This window comes from Roseivirga seohaensis (genome assembly GCF_001592945.1).
Taxonomy (GTDB): domain Bacteria; phylum Bacteroidota; class Bacteroidia; order Cytophagales; family Cyclobacteriaceae; genus Roseivirga; species Roseivirga seohaensis.
The window spans coordinates 57,097-80,158 of the sequence record NZ_LRPB01000012.1 but is presented as its reverse complement, the minus strand read 5'-3'; the positions used below and the strand labels follow the sequence as shown (position 1 = coordinate 80,158).

General features: G+C 38.4%; 22 protein-coding genes. 15 read left to right on the top strand and 7 right to left on the bottom strand.

What is annotated here, in order from left to right; genetic code table 11:
- Window position 1: 1 nt before the first annotated feature.
- From AWW67_RS05525 to rny, 3 genes are all read left to right on the top strand, one after another.
- On the top strand, window positions 2–298 hold the full coding sequence (locus AWW67_RS05525; protein WP_053223555.1) for a hypothetical protein: 297 nt from the start codon (window positions 2–4) through the stop codon (window positions 296–298).
- Window positions 299–358: 60 nt separating this feature from the next.
- Entirely contained in the window at window positions 359–598 is a 240-nt protein-coding gene (locus tag AWW67_RS05520) for a cell division protein ZapA (protein ID WP_245620799.1), read from the top strand.
- Between the two features lie 63 nt (window positions 599–661).
- Window positions 662–2,227 carry a ribonuclease Y gene (gene rny / locus AWW67_RS05515; RefSeq protein ID WP_062300620.1) on the top strand — a complete coding sequence of 522 codons (1,566 nt, stop codon included), beginning with the start codon at window positions 662–664 and terminating at the stop codon, window positions 2,225–2,227.
- 109 nt (window positions 2,228–2,336) lie between these two features.
- Here the strand turns inward: rny and AWW67_RS05510 are convergent, their stop codons facing one another.
- From AWW67_RS05510 to AWW67_RS05500, 3 genes are all read right to left on the bottom strand, one after another.
- Window positions 2,337–4,400, bottom strand: a complete 2,064-nt coding sequence (locus AWW67_RS05510; protein WP_071387064.1) for a carboxy terminal-processing peptidase — start codon at window positions 4,398–4,400, stop codon at window positions 2,337–2,339.
- A gap of 184 nt (window positions 4,401–4,584) precedes the next feature.
- Window positions 4,585–6,966 carry an ABC transporter permease gene (locus AWW67_RS05505; protein WP_062300618.1) on the bottom strand — a complete coding sequence of 794 codons (2,382 nt, stop codon included), beginning with the start codon at window positions 6,964–6,966 and terminating at the stop codon, window positions 4,585–4,587.
- Between the two features lie 18 nt (window positions 6,967–6,984).
- Complete coding sequence (locus AWW67_RS05500; RefSeq protein WP_062300617.1) at window positions 6,985–7,920, bottom strand: S41 family peptidase; 936 nt, start codon at window positions 7,918–7,920, stop codon at window positions 6,985–6,987.
- Between the two features lie 214 nt (window positions 7,921–8,134).
- Between AWW67_RS05500 and AWW67_RS05495 the strand changes: the two genes are divergently transcribed.
- Complete coding sequence (locus tag AWW67_RS05495; RefSeq protein WP_062300616.1) at window positions 8,135–9,292, top strand: DUF4221 family protein; 1,158 nt, start codon at window positions 8,135–8,137, stop codon at window positions 9,290–9,292.
- Between the two features lie 3 nt (window positions 9,293–9,295).
- On the opposite strand, the gene AWW67_RS05490 is transcribed toward AWW67_RS05495, so the two are convergent.
- Window positions 9,296–9,775, bottom strand: coding sequence for a MarR family winged helix-turn-helix transcriptional regulator (locus AWW67_RS05490; protein ID WP_053223548.1), 480 nt, complete (start codon window positions 9,773–9,775; stop codon window positions 9,296–9,298).
- A gap of 282 nt (window positions 9,776–10,057) precedes the next feature.
- Between AWW67_RS05490 and AWW67_RS05485 the strand changes: the two genes are divergently transcribed.
- From AWW67_RS05485 to AWW67_RS05455, 6 genes are all read left to right on the top strand, one after another.
- Complete coding sequence (locus tag AWW67_RS05485; protein ID WP_062300615.1) at window positions 10,058–10,585, top strand: RidA family protein; 528 nt, start codon at window positions 10,058–10,060, stop codon at window positions 10,583–10,585.
- 212 nt (window positions 10,586–10,797) lie between these two features.
- Entirely contained in the window at window positions 10,798–11,694 is an 897-nt protein-coding gene (locus AWW67_RS05480; protein ID WP_062300614.1) for a hypothetical protein, read from the top strand.
- A gap of 8 nt (window positions 11,695–11,702) precedes the next feature.
- Entirely contained in the window at window positions 11,703–13,499 is a 1,797-nt protein-coding gene (locus tag AWW67_RS05475) for a M61 family metallopeptidase (protein ID WP_062300613.1), read from the top strand.
- Window positions 13,500–13,556: 57 nt separating this feature from the next.
- Window positions 13,557–14,222: an acyl carrier protein gene (locus AWW67_RS05470; RefSeq protein ID WP_062300612.1), complete on the top strand. Its 666-nt coding sequence runs from the start codon at window positions 13,557–13,559 to the stop codon at window positions 14,220–14,222.
- A gap of 37 nt (window positions 14,223–14,259) precedes the next feature.
- On the top strand, window positions 14,260–14,826 hold the full coding sequence (locus AWW67_RS05465) for a pentapeptide repeat-containing protein (RefSeq protein ID WP_053223544.1): 567 nt from the start codon (window positions 14,260–14,262) through the stop codon (window positions 14,824–14,826).
- A gap of 313 nt (window positions 14,827–15,139) precedes the next feature.
- The gene (locus AWW67_RS05455; protein WP_062300610.1) at window positions 15,140–15,376 is read left to right on the top strand and encodes a hypothetical protein; all 237 of its coding nucleotides are present in this window, start codon (window positions 15,140–15,142) and stop codon (window positions 15,374–15,376) included.
- A 3-nt stretch (window positions 15,377–15,379) separates the two neighbouring features.
- Here the strand turns inward: AWW67_RS05455 and AWW67_RS05450 are convergent, their stop codons facing one another.
- Both AWW67_RS05450 and AWW67_RS05445 read right to left on the bottom strand, forming a co-directional pair.
- Window positions 15,380–16,909 (bottom strand): P-loop NTPase family protein, encoded by a 1,530-nt coding sequence (locus tag AWW67_RS05450; protein ID WP_062300609.1) that lies wholly within the window; start codon window positions 16,907–16,909, stop codon window positions 15,380–15,382.
- Between the two features lies 1 nt (window position 16,910).
- A complete protein-coding gene (locus AWW67_RS05445; protein ID WP_062300608.1) occupies window positions 16,911–18,008 on the bottom strand; it encodes a vWA domain-containing protein in 1,098 nt (365 codons plus the stop codon).
- 376 nt (window positions 18,009–18,384) lie between these two features.
- Between AWW67_RS05445 and AWW67_RS05440 the strand changes: the two genes are divergently transcribed.
- On the top strand, window positions 18,385–18,672 hold the full coding sequence (locus AWW67_RS05440) for a PqqD family peptide modification chaperone (RefSeq protein ID WP_062300607.1): 288 nt from the start codon (window positions 18,385–18,387) through the stop codon (window positions 18,670–18,672).
- Window positions 18,673–18,702: 30 nt separating this feature from the next.
- Window positions 18,703–19,629 (top strand): phosphoenolpyruvate carboxykinase (ATP), encoded by a 927-nt coding sequence (locus tag AWW67_RS05435; RefSeq protein ID WP_062300606.1) that lies wholly within the window; start codon window positions 18,703–18,705, stop codon window positions 19,627–19,629.
- A 27-nt stretch (window positions 19,630–19,656) separates the two neighbouring features.
- Here AWW67_RS05435 and AWW67_RS05430 read toward each other — a convergent pair whose 3' ends face one another.
- The gene (locus tag AWW67_RS05430) at window positions 19,657–20,766 is read right to left on the bottom strand and encodes a nucleotidyltransferase domain-containing protein (RefSeq protein WP_062300605.1); all 1,110 of its coding nucleotides are present in this window, start codon (window positions 20,764–20,766) and stop codon (window positions 19,657–19,659) included.
- A gap of 159 nt (window positions 20,767–20,925) precedes the next feature.
- Here AWW67_RS05430 and AWW67_RS05425 point away from each other — a divergent pair, with 159 nt between their 5' ends.
- From AWW67_RS05425 to AWW67_RS05415, 3 genes are all read left to right on the top strand, one after another.
- Entirely contained in the window at window positions 20,926–21,387 is a 462-nt protein-coding gene (locus AWW67_RS05425; RefSeq protein ID WP_062300604.1) for a lasso peptide biosynthesis B2 protein, read from the top strand.
- Window positions 21,388–21,741: 354 nt separating this feature from the next.
- A complete protein-coding gene (locus AWW67_RS05420; RefSeq protein ID WP_062300603.1) occupies window positions 21,742–22,248 on the top strand; it encodes a hypothetical protein in 507 nt (168 codons plus the stop codon).
- Window positions 22,238–23,062, top strand: coding sequence for an HTTM domain-containing protein (locus AWW67_RS05415; protein ID WP_062300602.1), 825 nt, complete (start codon window positions 22,238–22,240; stop codon window positions 23,060–23,062). Before AWW67_RS05420 ends, AWW67_RS05415 begins: the two co-directional genes overlap by 11 nt.

Sequence of the window (23,062 nt, the reverse complement as noted above, 5' to 3'; positions counted from 1 at the left end):
AATGGCAGAATTATCGCTTTTTCAACGTTTAGATCATGTACAACAACAGTTGAAGCAACTGGTGAATAAACATGAAGCATTGAAGCAAGAGAACAAAGCGTTAGCAAACCAAAACACTGAGCTAAAAGGACAAATTGTTAGTCTTCGATCTCAAATTGCTGATTTTCAAAATCAGGATAAAATCACTAAAATTGTATCAAACACAACCGTAGAAAAGGAAGAGTCTACAGCGTTGAAACATAAGTTAAACGAGTACATTAAGGAAATAGATAAATGTATTGCTCATTTAAGTGAGTAGTATTATCATATGGTAGACATTCTATCAATAAAAATCAAAATTGGGGACCGAGAGTACCCCATGAAAGTTAAACCTGAAGAGGAGCAAAGGGTACGTAATGCAGGCAAGATTATAAATGAGAAATTACGATCTTACAGAGACCAATTTGGCATAGATGATAAAGAAGATCTATTGGCAATGGTTGCATTTGATAGTTTAATCGCAAAGATGAAAGTGGAAAGCGAAGTAGCATCAATAGATTCTACCACCTCTGACCAATTAGATCAACTTGAAAACATAATTAAAACCGCCCTCTCCTAATTCCTTAAATATCGCTTTAGAATACGTTTCAATACACTTCCAATTCTACCTATAGATTCACATATGGGAGAAACAGTTACAATCCTCATTACGGCCATCGGAGCGTTGGCTATAGGGGTGTTCATAGGGAGACTTCTGTTACAAAAAGTTAACAAGAAGGCCGCCCAAGAACTTGAAGAAAAAGGCAAATTAATAATGAAAGAGGCTGAACTTACAGCCGAAACCCTCAAAAAAGACAGAATTCTTGAGGCCAAAGAAAAGTACCTACAGCTAAAATCTGAATTTGAAGACGAGGTTAATCGTAAGAAAAACCAAATCATTAGCAATGAAAACAAGCTGAAACAAAAAGAAGCTACTCTCAATGCGCAACTAGAAAAATTAAAGCGAAAAGAAGCTGAAGTTGATAGTACCAAAGAGAATGTAGAAGCACAGCTAGAAATTGTTAGAAAGCGAAAAGAAGACCTTGAAAAGAAGGTAGATGAAAAAGTAAAAGCACTTGAAAAAGTAGCCCAACTTTCAGCTGACGAAGCCCGCGAACAATTGATGGAAACCTTAAAGGTTGAAGCAGAATCGAAAGCATCAGTACTCATCAAAGATATTATTGATGAAGCCAAGCTTACGGGCGCAAAAGAGGCAAAAAAGATTGTCATTGAATCTATTCAAAGAACAGCTACAGAACACGCAGTAGAAAACTGTGTATCTATTTTCAATATAGAAAGCGATGATGTTAAAGGTAAAATCATTGGTAGGGAAGGAAGGAACATTCGCGCACTAGAGGCGGCAACTGGAGTAGAAATCATTGTTGACGATACGCCTGAAGCCATCATCATTTCTGGCTTCGATCCAGTAAGAAGAGAAGTCGCTCGACTTTCATTACATAGGCTAGTTACCGATGGTAGAATTCACCCAGCGAGGATTGAAGAAGTCGTTACCAAAACCACACAAAATATTGAGGAGGAAATTGTAGAAATTGGCGAAAGAACCGTGATTGACTTAGGTATTCATGGCCTCCACCCTGAGCTCATCAAATTAGTTGGTAGAATGAGATTCAGATCTTCTTATGGCCAAAACCTACTTCAACATTCAAGAGAAGTAGCCAGACTTTGCGCCACAATGGCTTCAGAGCTAGGCTTAAACGCCAAGCGTGCAAAAAGAGCAGGGTTACTTCATGATATTGGGAAAGTATGGCCAGAAGAGCCAGAAATTCCTCACGCATTATTAGGAATGGAATTGGCTCAAAAATATAAGGAGCATCCTGAAATTTGTAATGCAATTGGAGCACACCACGATGAAATCGAAATGACTTCAATGATCTCTCCACTTATTCAAGCTTGTGACGCCATTTCAGGAGCTCGCCCAGGTGCTAGAAGAGAAGTGATGGAATCGTACATCAAACGATTAAAAGACCTTGAGGCGCTCGCCCTAGACTTTGATGGTGTAAACAAATGTTACGCAATTCAAGCAGGTAGAGAACTTAGAGTTTTAGTAGATGCCGATTCGGTTTCTGATACTACTGCTGGTCAGCTTTCGTTTGATATTTCGCAGAAAATCGAAAAAGACATGCAATACCCAGGACAAATTAAGGTGACGGTGATTCGCGAAATGAGAGCGGTTAACTACGCTAAATAAAATTATATCCAGATCGCGAATCTCTAATTAGGTTTTGATCTGGGGAAAAATAAAATGGCTGGACCTCTTCTGAAGTCCAGCCATTTTTATTTTAAATCGTTTATTCTACTTATCCTTTACTTCTCTTGGCGGCAATCTGTTCTGCCAGAAGTATAATACTCTCTTTTAAGAAAGGATCTTTCAATTCGTCTAAAGCATGGTTTTTCACACCTTTGCTTGAACCTAGCTCTTTTAATGAGTCTCCGATTTTCACTCTAGCATCTCTTTTAGCTTCAAAGTCTGCAGCTTCTTTCTTACGCACTTCATAGTTTAATGAAACTGTAGTTTTCGCTCTTGCTTTGTTCAGTTCATTAATATCATATTGGTAATCAATTAAGCTCTGATCCGTCTTTAACCTTTTCTCATGCGATTTTCTCAGCTGAGCAATCAAATCATTGTCTACATAATCAAGAGGAGTAAACTTTGCTGCTGGAATTTTATCCCAAGGTAGGGCACTTGGCTTAGAACTTTCGCCAAATTCTTCGGCACTAAAAGCAGACGGTAGACTAATATCTGGCGAAACCCCTAAATGTTGAGTGCTACTTCCCGATACTCTATAGAACTTGGCAATTGTGTATTTAATCAAGCCTAATTCATCGGTAGTCGGTTCTCTTAAGAAATCATTCAAACCTCTTACGTTTTGAACTGTACCCTTTCCGTAAGTTTGCTCACCAACAATCACCGCTCTTTTGTAATCCTGCAATGCTCCAGCAAAAATCTCAGAAGCCGAAGCTGAAAAACGGTTGGTCATTACGCTCAATGGCCCCGAATAAAACATTTTCTCTTTATCGTCTTCTTTGGCAATTTGCCCGTTGGCGTATTTGATTTGAACCACTGGCCCACCTGGCAAGAACAGCCCTGATAAACTTATGGCCTCAAGCAGAGAGCCTCCACCATTATTTCTAAGGTCAAGCATCACGCCATCAACCCCATCTTCTTGCAGTTGAGTGATTAACTTTTTAACGTCACTGGTGGCACTACTAAAATCCTTTTCACCTTCTTCAAGACCTTCTGAATCCAAATAAAAATCGGGAAGGGTAATTATACCTAAGTTGTATGTTTTACCACCTTCTTCATACTGCACCACTTGGCTTTTCGCCTTGGCTTCATCGTACTTGATTTTATCTCGAACAATATTTACTATTTTGGTTTGGCTACCAATTGGTCTACCGGCAGGTAAAAATTCAATTCTAACCAAGGTTCCTTTGGGCCCTCTAATTTGACCTGCCACTTCATCAGACCTCCAGCCTACAACATCAACCATTTCACCATCGGCTCCTTGAGCTATACCTACTACTCTATCGTCAATATCGATTTGGCCACTTAAGAAAGCCGGACCACCAGGGCGCAACTCAACAATCTTGGTGAAATCATCATCTTGCTGCAAAGTTGCTCCAATTCCTTCCATGGCTTTAGAGCTTTCACGCTGAAAATCTTCGGCACTTCTTGGTCCAAAATAATTGGTATGTGGATCGAAGGCTTCGGTTACAGAGTTCATTAAAATCTCGAAGACATCTGTGCTATTGTATTTATCTACATTGCTTTTGAAACGCTCATAACGCGTAACAAGCGTTTCAGAAATCTTTTTATCATCAGAACCGCTAAGCTTTAAACTTAAAGCCTGATGTTTTACAACTTTTCTCCAAAGCTCATCTTGCTCTTGAAGTGACTGTGGGTACGGAGCCTTCTCTCTATCAAAAACAAACTCTTCGTTTTTCGTAAAATCAAATTTCTTTTTTGACTCTGCCAACGCATATTTTAAGCGTTCTTCAACACGCTTCTTATAAATATTAAAAATGTAGAATGCTGGCACTAAATTTCCTCGTTTCAAATCATCATCAAAGGCAAATCGGTATTTTTGAAATGACTTGATATCTGAAGCCAAAAAGTAATTTTTACTCGCATCTAGTGATTCAATGAAATTATCAAGGATGACAGATGACAATGAGTCATTTAAATCAACATCTCGGTAGTGGAAATAATCAAGGATTTGCGTAACCATAATGGCTTCCTTGATGTGCTCAGCTTTCGGCTGCAAATATTTTGTAGTATCAGCCGCATCGGAAGCGTAAATATTGGTGCTGCCCAATAGTATGAGAGCAGGTATGATAATCAACTTTTTAAACAATTTCATAATACGTAGTAAGCTTTTCAAACTCAAAAAACCCAAATAGAGGTAAGGATATAAATCTAACGAAAATAAGCGCTTTTCGTCTTTACCGATGGTCACATTCTTTGGGTAACAACAATTAAACCAATTCTAAGCATTTAGGTTACGACCCTTACTCTCCGTTATGTTAAAGTTTGCTAAATTCTACTCATTCATACCTCAATGATTTGGCAGGATTAACCATTGCCGCTTTTACGGATTGATAGGTGACCGTAGCTAAAGCGATAAGCAATGCCACGATGGCAGATGCTAAAAACCAAAGCCAGTTAATTTCTACACGATAGGCGAAATCACTCAACCAGTATTCCATCATATAGTAGGCCAAGGGGCTGGCCAAAACCACAGCAAGAATGATAAGCTTAGTAAACTGGTTCGAAAGCAATACAACAATACCCAAAACAGAAGCTCCTAACACTTTTCTTACTCCTATTTCCTTGATTTTTTGTTGTGCAGTAAAAGCCGAAAGGCCAAACAAACCCAAGCAAGCAATAAAAATGGCGAGCCAAGTAAAGCTAAAAACTAAGGTGCCGAACTTTTCATCGGACTGATATTGCTGACCAAATTCTTCATCAAAAAAACGATATTCCAAAGGGCTATTTGGAAACACTTCGTCCCAAGTAGATTGCACAAAAGCCATTGTTTTGCTTATATCCGCGGCATTCAATTTAACGGCTAAACTACCTCCTCCATCAGGACTGTAAAACATAGCCAGCGGTTCTATTTGATAGCGAAGTGAAGCGAAATGAAAATCCTTCACTACGCCAATAATGGTAGACTCGTTTTGACCAAAAGTTAGTTTTTTACCAATAGGATTCTCCCAACCCAGCTGCTTTGCCATGGCCTCATTAATCATTACTGCCTGTTGCTGATCTGTAGTTATTTCTCGATTGAAAAGTCTTCCTTGGGCAATTTCCATTCCCATTAAGTCCACAAAATGTTCATCGAAATTAAGCACACTAACAATCCAGGTATCATCTGGCGCAGCACCCTCAGGCCGCACACCTCTTCGGCCAAAGGTTCTTCCCGGCATAGAGGCGGTTCCGGCCGTGGCCAAAATGGAAGGGTTTTGCTCTAGCTTATTTTTAAGCACTTGAATGGAAGGTTGCAGGCTTGGATGACTTACATCTAAAGTGAGAATTTGCTCCGTATCAAAACCTTTGTCGGCATTGCGTAAAAGTTGCAGTTGGTCATAAACAATGGCAGTTCCAATAATCATCACTATGGACACCATAAACTGAAAAACCACCAAGGATTTTCTTAGTAAAACTCCTTTTCCGCTGGTTTTAAATGAACCGCGAAGAATACTAATTGGACTGAAACTAGACAGCATAAAGGCTGGGTAACTCCCAGAAAACAAGCCTAGAATTACAGTAAAAACCAATGCCCCAACAACCCAGACTGGGTTAGAAATAAAGTGAATGGCCAAGTTATTACTAAACGGAAGATTGACAAAAGAGCCTAAAGCTGCGACTAAACCTATGGCTACGAACAGGGAGAAAAGGCAAAGGAAAACTGATTCTACCATAAATTGATTGATGAGCTGTTTTTTCACTGCCCCAAACACTTTTCGTACCCCCACTTCCATCGCCCTATTGGCCGATCTGGCCGTAGATAAATTCATAAAGTTGAAAGACGCGATCAACATTACAAAAAGCCCAACTGCTGCTAGTGTATATACATAACCTTCATCAGTTTTATTCAAGTTGTAGTTCTCGAAAAGAATTCCGCTCGATTTTAAATGGACATCCTTTAGTGGTTGTAGTGTAACACTGAAGTTTTCTCCTACATTATTCGCTCTAATCAAGGTTTCCATTTTCTCCTCCACACTTTCTTCACTGGCCGGATTGGCCAGCTCCACATAAGTAACCATACTGATGCTTCGCCAAGAATTGAGAAATTGCGCAAAGCCCGATGTAGTATCTGCCTGCTGCATAGAAACAATCACATCGAAATTAAGGTGGCTGTTTTCGGTTACATCTTTCATTACCGCAACCACTTCCAAACCCGGCTGACCTCCAATATCAATTCGCTTTCCAATGGGATTATCTGAGCCAAAAGTCTTCTGAGCCATACTCTGAGTTACCACCACAGTATTGGGGTTTTTCAAAGCATTCTCTACATCTCCGTCTACCAGTTTAAAATCAAACATTTCAAAGATAGAGGGCTCGGCATAAGCAAAATGATCGGTATAGAAGCCTTGCTGCTCGTAGGTAATCAGTTGCCTTCCTTGCGGCAGCATTCTTACTCTATTCACCACCTCCGGAAAATTATCTTCCATAGAAGCACCTAAAACAGGAAGTGTAATACCTACCAAGCTATTACTTACCCCTAGTGCCTTGTCGATAGTGAGCACCCTAAATATTTTGTCTGATTTAGAATGAAATCTGTCATAAGACATTTCATTCTGAACGAATAAGAAAATAACAATGCAACAGGCCATACCAATTGAAAGGCCTAGTACATTAATAACAGAAGTAGCCTTACTTTTCAATAGACTTCTGAATGCGATTTTGATGTAGTTCTTGATCATACTTAAAAACTTGACTTCCTAATTCTTTGCTTTAATAAGCTCCAATGCCTTATCCAAAGCGGCATCAGCTTTGATTTCAATATTGGGTTTCACCCCCACTCCTTCCCAGTTGGTTTTGGTAATTGGATTAATGGCTCTGCCTTGAGGCACATTGACAATAAAACCATCTGTTAGCAGCATTGGTCCACCTGGATGCGCCCCTCCGCCAGTGGTTTCCCCAATAATGGTGGCACGTTTTAAATTTTTTAAGTTGTAGGTAAACTCTTCTGCAGCCGAAAAAGTGTAACTACTGGTGAGCACATAAACCGGCACATTCGGTTTATAAACAGACGCTAAGTCTGGGGATGTCCAGGTTTCTGAATACCTGTCGCTCGGCCGCCAATAAAAAGTATTTAAGTGAACAGGTTTATCACCAAAAAGGTAGCTAGAAATAAACCTGATCATGGACGGAGAACCTCCACCGTTTTTTCTTAGGTCGAAGATTATAGCATCGGACTGAATCAGTTTATCCATTGCTGCCTTTGCTACTTCTTCCGCAAAGCGGATGTCAGAAAAACCTCTTAGGTCCAAATAACCGATGTTTCCCTCAAGAATATCTACCTCTTCAAAGCCGTAATTTCCTTGGGCTGGCCTGCCGCCTGTCGGGCTACCTTGCTGAATGGCCTCAAAACGTGTAGGGTTATAACTTACCCGAATATGCTTGTCATTGGCCACCGACTTTAAATCGGCATCAAGCTGTTTGGCTAAATCGTCAGGGGACTCAATGGCTTTGTATTCTCCGTTTTTCAGTTTTGATAAAATCAGGTCGCTCATGGCCTTTCCCTTCTCTGGAAATACATAATTGCGATCCATGATTTGAGCAAGCTGAGTAACCACTTCCGTTCGGTTAAATGATTGAGCTTGTAAACAAACCGAACAAAAAGTTATAAGAAGAGAAATGACGATTCTTGGCATGTTTATTAAGTTAATACGTAACTGCTTACCAAAAAACATACCTAATTCGATTCATCAATATAATCCACTGTTAAACAACACCTTAAAAAATTATTCAGATAGAGTAGCATTGAAAAATGAACGTTCACGAACAGTAGGCTGCACGATACTAGAGCAGAAATGTTTGTTCAACCTTACATAAAACTACAAATTTAGTTTACATTAGATTCACCTTATGAAAACGAAACAAAGCCTTTACACTCTCGCTATTATAGCCTTTAGTTTTTTGATCTTCGGCTGTGGAAACTCCAAGCTAAAAGACAAGCCTGAGGCAAGCTTAGTCCCCAGTGAAACTATTAACTTCCCCATAGATAATAGTACCTCAAATGTCAGTAGCTTCTTAGCCTACCACGATAATTCTGAGGACGGTTTGTTGTTTTCCCTAAATCAGCAAACCAATGAAATTCAGGCTTACTCCCTTAATGAGCAGAAACTGGTTTACCAACACTCTTATGATATTGATGGACCAAAGGGAGTAGGAGAAATCTCAGCCTTTCATATTGTTCGATTCGACAGTATCATTATTTTCCCTGCTAACAAAAATTCAGTTTACACTTCCAACATTTTAAAAGGTTCAGTGGAAGGATTAAAATATGAACCTCCATTGGGCTATACCAAAGCCTCGTTTAGACCTAGTGCTTTCCCCTCGAACTCGGCATTAACAAACGGCAATCTAATAGTGAAAACTAGTTTTATGGGGAATCCATACTTACTCTCAGACGATCAAATGGCCTCTACACATTTAGCATATTCTATTGATCTTACTTCTGGCCAAACCACTCCCCTTCCACATTTTTTCCCGAAGGGATATTGGGGAGACAAAAAGACTTATTTCCGTTTCAGTATGAGCGCTGGCTCTAAGTTTGTTTATTCATTTTTTGGAGATCATAATGTTTATTATTCAGATTCGCCAAACTCAAAACTCACGCCTGTACTAGCAGAAAGTAAATATTTTAAGAAAAGCATCGACCGCTACCCTACAGATGGTTCGCCAGAGGATAGAGGGATGTATCCGATTGTGACACCTCATTATGGAAACATTATTTATGATCAATACCGAGAGGTATATTACAGGTTTTGCTTTCCAGCGGTTGAAATACAAGAGGGAGACAATATCTCTCAGCTTTTGTCATTCCCTAAAACTTTTTCAATTCTAATATTGGATAAGGACTTGAATCCAGTTGGAGAAACGTACTTCGGGAAAAACGCAAAGCTGGCTCCCTACAATTCATTTGTTGGAAAAGATGGTCTTTACATTTCCATTAACCATCCAGAAAACTCCGAGAATAAAGAAGATTTTATGAGCTTTAAGCGGTTCGAATTGATATGGTAAGAATTACAATAGCGACTTCACCCTGTCATACATGGATTTTTCATCTAATGCAGATTCTATGGTCTTTATATCGTCTAGGAAGTTTTGCTTGCTATCGATTAAAAGCTGATCGTTGGCCTTTTTAATTTTGAGCCAAAGGCCTTCCATTTTACCTACCAATTCCATTCCAGAATCACTCAGCTTTAAAAGGCGCTTTCTTTGGTCGGCATCATCTTTCGATTCTATCACCAACTTCTTCTTTACTAAAATATTTGCGACTTGATTTACGGCAGGATGGGTTTGTTGTAAACTGGCTGCCAGCTCTGTTACTGCCAGCTCTTCCCCATTCTTTAGGGCATACACCACAGCAAACCAACGGGGTTCAAAATCGAAGTCGGATTCTTTATAAATAGCGGCCACATCTTTGGCCAACCGTTCGCTTAAGTTTTTCAGGCGAGTAGCCAAAGCTAAACTGCCCAATTCTTCAATTATGTTCCTTTCCAATTATCTCTTCTTTTTGGGAAGAAGCAATATTTGCGCTCCCGTTGATCAATTAATACCAAGCCAACACCTTATCAAAACTCTTTTTGGCTCTGCAAATATCTATCCAATGCTTCACTGCTTTCGCATTCTCCCTTCTTCTAGAATAAATATTTTTTTCTAAGATAATACAGAAAGCCTGATCTGGCTGGTGTTTTTTTACCTAAGGTCAGATTATAGGAATTAAGGCGGCTCCAATTCGAACCATATATTAACTTTTGTATCTTCAACTTAAAATCTAAACCAATGACACTAAAAGCTAAACACCTTTTACTTCTCTTTATTATTCTAGCTGTCCTTCCTTCTTGTGAAACCGAAGACAACGATGATGATAATGAGCACTCCACAGAGGAGGTTGTTCGCTTCGAAAGAGAAGGCTCTTCTATTCTAAAAGGAGTAAAAGTACCTGCGGGAAAAAGCATCTATTTTGCCAGTGGCATTGTAGCCAACCCAAAAGACGAAACCAAGCCCGAAGGCGACCGCGAGCGATTTGGAAACACCTATGAACAAAGCGTGAGCACCCTTAAGCGAATTGCGGATTATTTGGGCGAAGAAGGTTTGGGTTTAGAAGATGTAGTAGCCATGAAAGTATACGTAGCGCCCGACCCGGAAAACGACAACAAACCTGATTTCGATGGCTGGTTTAAAGCTTATGCTGAGTTCTTCGGAACCCAAGAAAACCCCAACAAAGTAGCCCGATCCACTATTGGCGTTTATACTTTGGTCAACCCAAATATGTTTATTGAGGTGGAGGTAAGGGCGGTTTATAAGTAATCGTTTGGCATTTTGTGATAGTATCATTTGATACTATCGATGATAAGGCTTTCTAAGAAGTAGGGCGTTTTTTTATGAGATGTGCAAAGGCTCAAAACTCATTTTCCTCTTTTCTTATTGCCTGCTCTACCATTGGAGTATTTACCTTGGTAAATACCAATAAGTTTATTGAAATTTATGTTCGGGCGGTTTGTCCAGAATAATTACCATTGATGAATCTTTTAAGAAATTTAGGCCTTCTTTTTCTATTTGTCCTTTTCAGTTGCTCAAGTAATAACGAAGCCAGTATTCCAGAAGAGGCTAAATCAATCGGCACATACAAAGTGGAGTTAACTGAGTTTATCAGGAACGATAAAGGATTGGTAACTGAAGAGATTTATACGACTCAACTCTACGAATCTAACAAGGTGGTTGAAACACTAGAGGCCAGAAGAATTCATTTTGAGTATGACGCTAATGATAGTTTGGTAGAAGAAACATATTATACTGGGACTGAAAAGCAAATAAGGATTAAAAGAGTAACTCATAAAATTGGAGCTAAGGAAAAGGTCACGTCTATCTTTGATCGATTTGATACACTTAATAGAAGAATAAGCTATACCTACAATGACTTAAGAGAATTAAGTAAGAAAGAAAACTTATCCTTTGTAGACAAAGGGGAAAGCTTGTTTGTAGACAGTATTATTTATGATGACCAGAGGAGGCCCTATTTACAGATTTCTTATACCAACGACTCTAGTTTTGGCAGGATTCAGACCAACCAGTATACCAATTATGATTCATTAGGTAATGTAGATTACTACGTTATAATAGAGTCAGGAAAAGAACCAGATACAATTAATTTGATTAATAAATACGATGCTAATATACTTATTGCGACAACTGTGATAGATGAGTATGGCGACACTTCGTTCGTTGAAAACTTCAAAAATGGTCTAATTAGCAGTTCGTTTCTTTATAAATTCTACGATACTGAGAAGAGTGAATTTGACCCCATGGGAAAACTTATTCGTTCAGAGATTATTGGAGAAGATAGAAGGGAAATCACGGTTTATCAATACAGCGAAAACTTTAATGCAAAAATTAGCTATGAGCTAAACATAAACTAAGTTCAAAAATGAAAAAACTAACAATCTTACTTTTCACTTTCTTGGCCATCAGCCTACAAGCCCAAACCTACAACGAATACGAACTTTCGTTTGATAATGCGGTGCACCACGAGGCCAATATTAAAATCAAGTTCAGCAACTTAGAAAACAAAGTATTGGAAGTGCGCATGAGCCGCAGTTCTCCTGGCCGTTATGCCATACATGAGTTTGCCAAAAACGTGTACAACGTAAAAGCTACAGATGGCAATGGAAAGGTTTTGCCTATCACCAGAGAAAACCCTTATCAGTGGAATGTTGCGGGTCATAATGGCACTGTCAACTTTGAATATACGCTTTATGCCAATCGCGCTGGAGGTACTTATTCTGGCATTGATGAAAGCCACGCCCACCTCAACATGCCTGCTACTTTGGCTTGGGCCAGAGGTTTAGACCAACGTCCGGTAAAAGTAAAATTCAATGTGAGGGAAGACAGAAACTGGAAAGTAGCTACTCAGTTGAAGGATTTAGGCAATAATACATTCTACGCCCCCAACACTTATTACTTAATGGACAGCCCAACTGAAATTGCCGATTTGTATTTCAGAGAAAGAAATGTAGATGGACAAACCATACGTTTGGCCTTGCATAAAGACGGCACAACCGATGCAGAAGTGGATGCTTATTTCGAAGAAACCATGGGCATAGTAATGCAGCAAAAAGCAGTTTTTGGCGAATTGGCTACTTATGATTTCGGTCAGTACACTTTCCTTTCTTGCTATATGCCCAACGCTAGTGGCGATGGTATGGAGCACCGAAACTCAACATATGTGGTGAGCGGATTGCCTGTAGAAAGGCCGCTAGGCTCCACCTCTATGGGCACCATGTCGCATGAGTTTTTCCATAACTGGAATGTGGAACGCATTCGCCCAAAATCTTTAGAGCCTTTCAGTTTTGAAGACGCTAACATGTCGGGTGAATTGTGGTTTGCCGAAGGATTCACCAGTTATTACACTGCCTTAATGCAGGCGCGTTCTGGAAGCATTTCGGCCGAACAATATGTAAATGGTTTGGGCGGAAGTGTTGGTTATGTGATCAACGCACCGGGCAGAAGTTTCCATAACCCCATTGAAATGAGCTATCAAGCACCATTTGTTGATGCAGCCACTTCCATTGACCCCACGAACCTGAGCAATATTTTCATTTCTTACTATACTTATGGTTCGGTATTGGGCTTGGCTCTGGATATGTCTTTACGCACTATGGACAATGGTAAAAACTTAGATGATTACATGAAATACGTTTGGCAGAAGCACGGCAAAACGGAAATTCCTTACACCGTTCGCGACTTACAGGCCCGAATGGCTGAATATGCCGGAGAAAGCTTTGCCAATGAGTTTTTCGGAAAATACATTTTGGATAGTCAAATGCCAGATTACGCCAGTTTGTTCAAGAAAATGGGCGTGACCTACACTAACCGAGCGGAAGGTCGGACAAGCATAGGCGGCAACATACGCAAGCAAAGAGGAGGCTGGCAACTGACGGGTAACGCCACGGTGGGTTCGCCCATTTATAAAGCGGGTGTAGAATCAGAGGATGTGATTTTGAACATTGCAGGTACTACTTTAACTGATGACTCTAACATCAACGAAATTATAGCCGCTCACAAACCGGGCGATACTATTGAGATTAAGTACCGCAAAATTTGGGGCGAAGAAAAAACTTCAAAACTTACTTTAGAAGAAGCCCAGGCTTGGTCAACCGCTATGGACGCCAACGCGGACGCCAAGGCAAAAGCCAGAAGAGACGCTTGGCTGAGGAAAAGGTAAATAGGTTAGGTTTTGTTTGCTGTACGCAATTTCTTCTTATAGCAAAAACGAACGGATATGGAGAACATGAATATTGACCCCGAGGATTTAGAAGATTTAATCATTCGAATCGAGCAATCATTTCAGATTCATTTTGAAGATAATGAACTCGCAGATATTCGGACTTTAGGAGAACTGTGTGACTCAATAAAGGATAAGATTAAACTTGAAAAAGGCAGTGGTTGTACCTCACAACAGGCCTTTTATAAAGTTCGTGATGCGATTTCAAAAATCACCGGAATAAACGAGAATACAATAACCCCAAGTTCAGACTTAAATTTCATTTTCCCCACCAAAAGCCGAAGGCAAACCTTAATTCAAATAGAAAATTACATGGGTATAAAGACTTCTATTTTAAGACCTCCCCATTTTATTACCTCAATTCTACTATTAATTTTCATAGGCTCATGCATAAGTTTGACATTCAATGGCAACATGGGATTATTAGGAATTCTAATTTCCATTCTCGGATTTTATATAAGCTTTAGAACTGGAAAAGTACTTGATATTAGCACGGTTGGGGAGTATTCAAAGAGGTTTATGCAGGATAACTACGTTATGGTTCGAAGAGATCAAAAAACTTACAACGAGGATGAGATTGATCCTTTCCTTATTGATTTTTTTGCCTCTCATCTTTTAATCCAAAAAGACAAGTTGAATAGAGAGACAATTCTCTTCGATTAAATCCACTTGAGTTGTCGATAGAAAAGAAAACATCCCCATGAAAGAACACAGCGAAATCACATTTAAGAACGAAGACTTTAAAGGTCATTTGTTTGATGGTGAATTTTATGATGAATGCCACTTTGTTAACTGTGATTTAACTGGTGCAGATTTTAGAAGTAGCTCGTTTGAGGGCTGTACTTTCGAAAGCTGCAACCTCACTGCGGTGAAAGTGGTGAGTGCCAAATGGGATGACATTAGCTTCAAGGGCTGTAAACTTAGCGGGATAGATTTCGAGCCGATCAGCAAAATGCTACTGTCTTTCTCTTTCGAAAATTGCCAAATCAGTTATTGCTATTTTAAAGGGTTGAAAATTCCTTCTACCCGTTTTTTAAATAGTGAAATCAAAGAATGTGATTTTATAGACACCGATTTATCTGCCGCCATTTTCAAAGGCTCAAATTTGGTAGGTAGCACTTTCGTGAACTGTAATTTATCCAAAACCGATTTTCGTGAAGCTTATGGTTACCAATTCAACCCGAATGATAATCGCCTAAAAAAAGCAAAATTCTCTAATCCTGAGGTGCTCGCATTGTTGAATGGCTTTGATATTGTGATTGAATGATAAAAGTCAAACAATATCTAACACCCCTTATAATTATGGGTTGGATAACAATGATAGGAGCGCTAATAAACCTGTTTATAAATTGGGCGGAACTATCGTACGCGGAAGGGTGGGGAGTTGTTGGTATGATAGGGATTATTCTCTATGGATCAATCGCGCTGACCTTAGGGTTGCTGATTCGCTTAATTACAAAAAACTTAAAATTGAGAATTCTAATTGAGTTAATATTGATAGCTCTGGCAGCTTCTTATATTGTTTTTTACTCAGGCAGGTTTTAGTTAGCCAAGTCAAAAAGCTTTTGTACTTTTAATTTATGCCGAAGTTACTGACTTACAACAGTTTTGCGGATAAGAAACCAACTCATAATCGAAAGCCGCTTTCAAAAGAAGAGGCACTCATTCGTGCACTGGATTTTTTAGACTTCCAAGCGGCTTTGTCTTCTCAGGATACCAAGAAAACAACGGATACCTCTTCTATTGACTGGATTGCAATGGGCAAACACCAAAAAAGGCTCCGAAGAGCCTTTATAATTAGTTTGATCTTTTCTTAAAGCTTAACTCAGCTCATCTTCATCAAAGCCTTCCATATCATCAATGGAAAACATGCTGCTGAGTAAGTCTTTAAAGCGGGTGCCTGTATCCAATGCAGCCTTGCTCAGTTTGCTGTATTCAGCCAAGCCGTGAAGCACAAACTCCATAAGAAACAGTTGTTCATGTTTAGATTTTTTAGGGTACTTATTCTTTACTAAATCCGATAAACCGGGAACTGCCAGCAGCGCTTTTTCATAAGCCTCATTTGAAAGGTCATTCAGTAAGTCAATCGTATATCCTTCTCCAAACCAATTAATAATGGCTTTGTAAGGGTTTTCCGCTTTTTCTCCTTTGTCCTTCTTCTTTTCGTCTGGGTTTGGAAAGTATTCTAAAAACTGTGTCCGAATGGCCTTGCCCACCAAGTTGTGCGCTACAATTCCAGGCCCTTCTTGTTCGCCTTCATATACTAATTCTACCTTTCCGGTAATGGCAGGAATTACCCCTACAAAGTCGGAAATACGAACGTAGGTTTGGTTTTCACCATTCATTAAAGCCCTTCTTTCCGCAGCGCTCAATAAATTCTCGTAAGCAGAAATCGTCAGTCGTGCCGAAACCCCACTTTTCTCATCTACATACTCACTATTTCGGGCTTCAATCGCCACTTGTTCAATAAGATCTTGCGCAATTTCATTCAAGACAATTTTCTCTTTCTGCGCCTCCTTAATGTCTGCCTCTTGCACCGTAATCTGTTTTCCTATTTCCAAAGTTTTTGGATAATGGGTGATAACCTGGCTATCGATACGGTCTTTCAACGGAGTTACAATACTACCTCGATTCGTATAATCTTCAGGGTTTGCGGTAAACACAAATTGAATATCTAAAGGGAGTCTCAGTTTGAAACCTCTGATTTGGATATCGCCTTCTTGCAAAATATTGAAAAGCGCCACCTGAATTCTAGCCTGCAAATCAGGCAATTCATTGATAACAAAAATGCCTCTATGCGACCTCGGCACCATGCCGTAATGGATCACACGCTCATCTGAATAAGGCAACTTTAAAGAAGCAGCCTTGATCGGATCCACATCGCCAATTAAATCCGCAATGGACACATCAGGCGTAGCCAGTTTTTCAGAATAACGATCGCTGCGATGGAGCCAAGTCACAGGGGTTTTATCTCCCATTTCCTGCACTTTCTCTAGCCCAAATTTAGTGATGGGGTTCAACGGATCATCATTCAATTCAGAACCTTCGATTACCGGAACATACTCATCCAAAAGCAAGGTCATTTGGCGGGCAATTCTAGTTTTAGCTTGCCCCCTTAAACCCAACAAATTCATGTTATGCTTAGAAAGAATGGCGCGCTCCACATCAGGAATTACGGTATCTTCATAACCCCAAATGCCTTCAAAAGTAGGTTCTTTGTTCACCAGTTTTTTAATGAGGTTATCACGAAGCTCGTCCTTTACAGACTTACTTTGATAGCCCGCCTTTTTCAAAGCGCCAAGGGTATTTATCTTCAATAATTGATCAGAGGTCAATTTGTAATAGCTCATGTTAAAATCGTTTTCTTCGATTGCGTTTAAAGTCTTCAAAAATAACGTGCCCCAAGCCCTTAAGGCTACTATAATAGGCATTGCCGTTATTGGCTGCGGTAAATTCCTTCACAAACTCCTTCAGATATGGATCTGACGCAATCATAAAAGTGGTAATAGGAATTTGTAATCTCTTGCACTGACTCGCCAAGTTCAGTGTTTTATTAAAAATCTTTGGATCGAGCCCAAAAGCGTTTTTGTAATATTTAATTCCAACTTTTATACAGGTGGGTTTCCCGTCTGTAATCATAAAAATTTGTTTGTTGGCGTTTTTCCTTCTTCTTAAAATATCCATGGCCAGTTCTAGCCCAGCAATGGTATTGGTATGGTAAGGCCCAACTTGCAGGTAAGGCAAATCCTTGATTTCAATCTGCCAAGCATCGTTCCCAAATACAATCACATCAAGTGTGTCTTTTGGGTATTTGGTTTTGATAAGTTCGGCCAAGGCCATGGCCACTTTTTTAGCCGGAGTAATTCTGTCTTCCCCATACAAAATCATGGAATGGGAAATATCAATCATCAGCACTGTTGAGGTCTGAGTTTTGTATTCTGTCTCAATGACCTCCAAATCATTTTCGGTCAGCTTAAACTCTCCGAAACCGTTGTTGATTTGTGCGTTGCGAATAGAATCCGTCATGGAAATTTGCTGAAGCGCATCACCAAATTCGAAAGGGCGTCTGTCGGTGCCCGTTTCATCTCCAATTCCTGAAAAGGAAGTTTTGTGCTGCCCTTTCCCGGATTTTTTCAGCTTTCCGAAAATCTCTTCCAAAGAAGATTTTCTAATTTCCTGCCCCGTTTTATCGGTCACCTGAAACTTACCATCTCCGTTTTGCTCGGTCAGATAGCCTTTATCTTTCAAGTCTTCAATAAAATCACCGATGCCATAATTACCATTGGTGATGTTGTATTGCTTATCCAAATTAGTCAACCAACTGAGTGCCTCACCAGCATCACCTCCAGTAATACTAATCAACTGTAAGAAGATATTCAGTAGGTTGTCAAAGGCAGATTGCCCAGCCGTTTTTTGCGGAATGTATTTTGAAAATCGATATCCTTTCATGAATGCCTTGACAACGCGATTGATAATGAATTGGTTTAATTTACCTTGTTTCTTTCAGCAGCTATAAGCCACTTTAAAAATACCCAATAAAGTTCTTTAAAAGCATTCCGTACCGAATTACTTAAACTCAAGAAAACCCTCATTCAAAGCCTCAATTTTTAAGTAATTTCTTACATATAGCAACCAGTTCAAATAAAAAGCACTTTAGTGAACATCTAATTTTACTTAACTTTACCGAATAATCTGAATTTTGTGGTTGTTAGTGTTTCTATTGAAGACAATCGTAGAATACATCAACAAACATTATCCGAATTAAAACAAACTTTAAAGTTGCATTACATATTTTTGAGAATCACCTTACTAAACGTCTAAAAAAATGCAACGCATCCATATTAGCAAAACAGAACTTGTCTCTAGAAATCCAGAGATTATTTTTAGTATAATAGACAATGAAGTGATTATAATGGACATAAAAACTGATCGATATATTCAGTTAGACACTATAGCTAGTGACATTTGGAATATTTTATCTGAAGAGCTCAGCATTGAAAACTTATGTAAAATATTACAAGCTAAGTATGATGTCAGCGAGGAAGAGTGTTTTGAGCATGTCAATTCCTTTTTAATTGAAATGTGGGAAAACAACTTTATAAAAATTAATTAGGCTCTCACTTCGAGGGATTTTTTTATCAAAATGACCAAGTTTCATTATAGAATTTACGGGTTCATAGTACAATCCAACCAAGCACTCCCTTCGATCCCTGACCTCTCTCAATGTAAAGAAAGAGTAGATGTACAAGTGGAAATTAACACCCTTTCAGTACCCGATTCGCTTGGCAACAATACCCGCTACTTTTCTTACCACGATGAAACACTGAAGGTATGGAGCAATAGAGCTAACATATTAATGGATTATTCTGTGGGTCTTAAAGCATGGATTAAGCAGGACAATCAAATTCTTATTGAAACTAGAAATGATTTAAATCTCAAAGTAACTAAACAAATTTTACTACAAGGAGTATTGGGGCTTTGGCTATTGATGAGAGGCAAGTTTGCTATTCATGGTTGTGCCATAAGAAAAGACAAAGAAGCAATTATATTTGCTGGAGTGTCTGGAGTTGGAAAGTCTACCATAGCGACAGCTTGTTACGATTTAGGGTATTCAATTTTATCCGATGATGTATCTCTAATTGAATTATCAACAAGTCAGCCTCCTCTTGTCGTCCCATCATTTCCTATTATAAAAATAACACCTGAAACATTAAGAATAGTGGGAAACAAGAATCAATCAAAACTAAACCATATACCAATAGTTAATAAATTTGAAGCTCAACTTGGTGATCAATTTTGTTCAGAGAAAACCGCATTAAAAGCAATCTACTGCCTATCAGTCGACTCGCGGATTCATAAACTGAAAATAGAGTCTTTGACAGGGGTAGACAAAGTTATCGCTCTACTCAATAATACTTATCGCCATTTCATGATTGATGTTATAGACCTTCAAAAGGAGCATTTCAATTTCTGCACAAAGTTAGCTTCGTCCACAAGCATTAATTCTATCACTCGCCCTACCGAAGGCTTATTTTATAAACAAATAATAGAACAAACTCTCAATGTTTAACCGCCCCTTGATAGAGTTTAAGAGTTATTAATTAAAAACCTTCTTGTAGCCGAGAACTAAAGGTCTAGTAAAATAGTAAAAAAACAGTGTGGTATACCCTTTTAAGTTTTCCAATGGTCTGCCCTTAACAAGCATAATCACTTGGGTATACTTTAGTCTACTCCCTGGGCTAAAATCTCCTGTAATATTCCGAACAGACCTCTTTACTAGTTTTTCCAAATTCTTATCATTGCTTTGCCCTTTCATCTCTACAGGAATTATAGTATCAAAAAAAACATTGCTTAAATAGACCGCAAGGAGTATAGCTCTTCTCATATCTACCCTGTCGCTTTCTCTCAAAACATACTTCCAATCCATATCATTTCCATATTTATTAAGCAACCCTCTTATATCCAGTAGCCACTTAAGTCTTACCCAAAGATGTATCGAACCATGTATAGCCAAATAAATAAAAAGATCTTCTTTAGGTAAAGTAAAAATCGTTTCCCCTGCAATCACACAAGGCTTTAGCGTTTCAAACTGCTCTTCAGTACTCTTTGGAAAAGCCCTTTCTGACGCAAAAAATTTCCAATGTAACTCGATCTTTTGCCGTTTTTTGAGATTAATATATCCTCCATGGTAGTTGAAGATCCTAAAAAGTCTCCAAACTAACCGAGGCATCTTCCCAAGCCTCAGCTTCTCGGGCATATAACCTCTACTCAAAAGTAATTCCTCAACCGCTACCACATCCTCCTTCTTTACTAATAAATCAAGGTCAATAGATGACTTTAACCCATAGGATTCATATAGTTCATATGATAGCACAGGCCCTTTAAAAGAAAGTACGTTTATCTGACTTTTATATATTAATTTGACTATATTAACCAGAGTGTGTGTTAGCTCAAGTTGCCTAAATACTTCTCCCTCTACTAACCTTGAAACTTTGTTATAATCAGCCTCAGATATATTAGGCCTAAATACTGGCATTAGGATCGACATATAATTAATAACCTGATGACGAGATAAAAAGCTAATAAAGTCATCACAGTTGATACCTTCCATTTTTGCATCAGTATTTTTTTTTTCTTGTTGCTCTATCAAACTGATAAAAAATTTCAACTCAGAACTACATTCTGCAAACAAACCCGTTTTCTTCATAAATAATAATAAGGTAAAAATTTAGATTTGACTACTTTTGATAGTCTTTAAAAGGTTCTTCAAAAATCAATAAACCGAAGAGATTTTCCTTACTTCCATGAAAAGGATAAATCTTAAAACAAAGTAGACACCTAGATAAATAACACAAATTTTAAATACTTGATACCCATCTCACTTCATAAACTTATTTCCATAAGGAAAAAGGACATATTACTGTACGCAGTTGTTCTTATTACCTTAGGTTTTAGTAGGCTTTGTATTTTAATAATACCTTTCCGAATAATCATTACTTGGATTGGACAAGTTGATAAAGAAACACCTTTGGATTCATCAAGTAATCAAATAAACTTTGTGAACCGACTAAAGACAATAATAATTAGGGTTAGCAACAATACACCTTGGGAAAGTAGTTGCCTAATCCAAGCACTTTGTGCACATTGGTTATTACGATTAAAATCTATAGCACACACAACCTATATTGGTGTTAGACTAAATAAAATGAATTTGCTAGAGTCTCACGCATGGGTCAGAACAGGAAACACAATTGTTACTGGTGAAATAGACCACCAAGAGTATTCCGTAGTAGGAAAACTTGGCTATTTTAAACAAGCCATACACTAGCCACTTTCGTCAAAATGAGCTATGCCATTTTATAATAGACAGTGTCTATTACTATTATGTATGGAATCAAGTAAGACAGAAGTGTCAAGAAATTATGAAGCAACACAGGCTACATGAGCGGAGACTATGCAAACACGTAAAATAGGTTGAGAACGACCAAAGTGCATATTAGTTTGATGTTCTCATTGGTAGCATAAGAGAAAGAGCTCGGGCAATTCTTAAGAATGGATGTCAGCTAACTTCTACTAAAATTCAAATACCCTTAAATTAAAAAAAACAGATAAAAGGAATAGTTAAAAATAAGCCTAATAAGTTAATTTTAAGTTTCAACAACATTAAATGACCTAAGCAACTATGATTGAAACCTTTATTTTATCAATACTGGTTTTCTGGATTACATTTAGTTTAGTAAGAATTCTATTTCCGAATGCCCATTATGGGGATTTGGCGAAGTTCTTCAATATTTTTTCTTATCTATTCCCGATTAATCAATGGGCTCTTTTTTCTAAGCCCTTACCAAGCTTAGAACTCTTCATTAGAGAGAAAACTCAGGACGGGACATGGTTAGAATGGAAAAAGTTTGACATACGTCCACATATATCTTTCTTTGGACCATTATGGACCCCTAAATTCCATGAGTCAAATGGGCTTTGGCAAATTATTCTGGCTTCGATAAACGACACCAATGATGAGAAGATTAAAAGAAAGTCGGAATTGACTTCTAGACTTATTGCGAATTATTTAATTCAAGAGAAAGTTATTCATGAAGAAACTTTTGAGCTTTCAATAACAATTGATGAACAGGCTACAACTACTGACTTTTTGTTCAAATCATCAATTTTAAAAGGCAATGTTATTTAGTGATCTAAACAGTACTTTATTAGCCATTGCAAAAATTGCTTCAATTGGTATAATTATAAATTCAATTGAACAATTATCTAGAAGAAGATTCTTTCAGAGCAACCACCTTTTTTCTTGGTCAACCATAAGTCGGTTTCGTTCTTCTTTAGCTCATGCAAAGTTCATCTTTCCATTATTAAGCAAGTTACTTGACTACCCCAATGTACTATGGTTAATTATAGCTAGAATTCTAGCTGCCATTGTTTTGTTTTGCTTCAGCAACAACTACTGGCTGAGCAGTATGGCAATTTGGTGGATTTATATATCGGGTTTACTATTGTTTAATATTAGAGTAATTATACGAACTGGATATTCCGTTTTCCTACAGGCCATTTTTGTAACACTTAGTTTACAAAGGTTAGTACCAAATAGTGAACTTACCGAGCTTTTTTGCATATGGGCTATTGCCATACAATGCTGTCTTGTTTATTTTGAAAATGGAATTACAAAACTTAAAGAAGTCGAATGGAGAAATGGCAAAGCAATTTTACGTGTTCTCAACAATCCCATTTATATATCCTCAATATCAAATTGGTCGGTATTTAAAAACCATAAATTCAACAGATTACTTTCTTGGTCAGTAATTATGTTCGAACTCACCTTTCCCTTGGCTTTATTTGGTGGCAATATTGGCTTGATAGTTTTATTGAGCCTAGGATTTACATTCCATTTAATAAATAGCTGGGCCCTTGGTTTGGGCACATTTTTCTGGGTATTTATTGCCGCATACCCCGCTATTATCTATTGTAATAGGTGGTTGGTTGAATATTTATAA

Coding starts and splice junctions, on each gene's coding strand:
- AWW67_RS05480 (WP_062300614.1), top strand. CDS start 10,798: ATGAATCTTTTAAGAAATTTAGGCCTTCTTTTTCTATTTGTCCTTTTC.
- AWW67_RS05430 (WP_062300605.1), bottom strand. CDS start 20,766: ATGAAGAAAACGGGTTTGTTTGCAGAATGTAGTTCTGAGTTGAAATTT.
- AWW67_RS05450 (WP_062300609.1), bottom strand. CDS start 16,909: ATGAGCTATTACAAATTGACCTCTGATCAATTATTGAAGATAAATACC.
- AWW67_RS05475 (WP_062300613.1), top strand. CDS start 11,703: ATGAAAAAACTAACAATCTTACTTTTCACTTTCTTGGCCATCAGCCTA.
- AWW67_RS05445 (WP_062300608.1), bottom strand. CDS start 18,008: ATGAAAGGATATCGATTTTCAAAATACATTCCGCAAAAAACGGCTGGG.
- AWW67_RS05500 (WP_062300617.1), bottom strand. CDS start 7,920: ATGCCAAGAATCGTCATTTCTCTTCTTATAACTTTTTGTTCGGTTTGT.
- AWW67_RS05420 (WP_062300603.1), top strand. CDS start 21,742: ATGATTGAAACCTTTATTTTATCAATACTGGTTTTCTGGATTACATTT.
- AWW67_RS05520 (WP_245620799.1), top strand. CDS start 359: ATGAAAGTTAAACCTGAAGAGGAGCAAAGGGTACGTAATGCAGGCAAG.
- AWW67_RS05495 (WP_062300616.1), top strand. CDS start 8,135: ATGAAAACGAAACAAAGCCTTTACACTCTCGCTATTATAGCCTTTAGT.
- AWW67_RS05415 (WP_062300602.1), top strand. CDS start 22,238: ATGTTATTTAGTGATCTAAACAGTACTTTATTAGCCATTGCAAAAATT.
- AWW67_RS05505 (WP_062300618.1), bottom strand. CDS start 6,966: ATGATCAAGAACTACATCAAAATCGCATTCAGAAGTCTATTGAAAAGT.
- AWW67_RS05470 (WP_062300612.1), top strand. CDS start 13,557: ATGGAGAACATGAATATTGACCCCGAGGATTTAGAAGATTTAATCATT.
- AWW67_RS05465 (WP_053223544.1), top strand. CDS start 14,260: ATGAAAGAACACAGCGAAATCACATTTAAGAACGAAGACTTTAAAGGT.
- AWW67_RS05510 (WP_071387064.1), bottom strand. CDS start 4,400: ATGAAATTGTTTAAAAAGTTGATTATCATACCTGCTCTCATACTATTG.
- AWW67_RS05485 (WP_062300615.1), top strand. CDS start 10,058: ATGACACTAAAAGCTAAACACCTTTTACTTCTCTTTATTATTCTAGCT.
- AWW67_RS05455 (WP_062300610.1), top strand. CDS start 15,140: ATGCCGAAGTTACTGACTTACAACAGTTTTGCGGATAAGAAACCAACT.
- AWW67_RS05435 (WP_062300606.1), top strand. CDS start 18,703: ATGACCAAGTTTCATTATAGAATTTACGGGTTCATAGTACAATCCAAC.
- AWW67_RS05440 (WP_062300607.1), top strand. CDS start 18,385: ATGCAACGCATCCATATTAGCAAAACAGAACTTGTCTCTAGAAATCCA.
- rny (WP_062300620.1), top strand. CDS start 662: ATGGGAGAAACAGTTACAATCCTCATTACGGCCATCGGAGCGTTGGCT.
- AWW67_RS05525 (WP_053223555.1), top strand. CDS start 2: ATGGCAGAATTATCGCTTTTTCAACGTTTAGATCATGTACAACAACAG.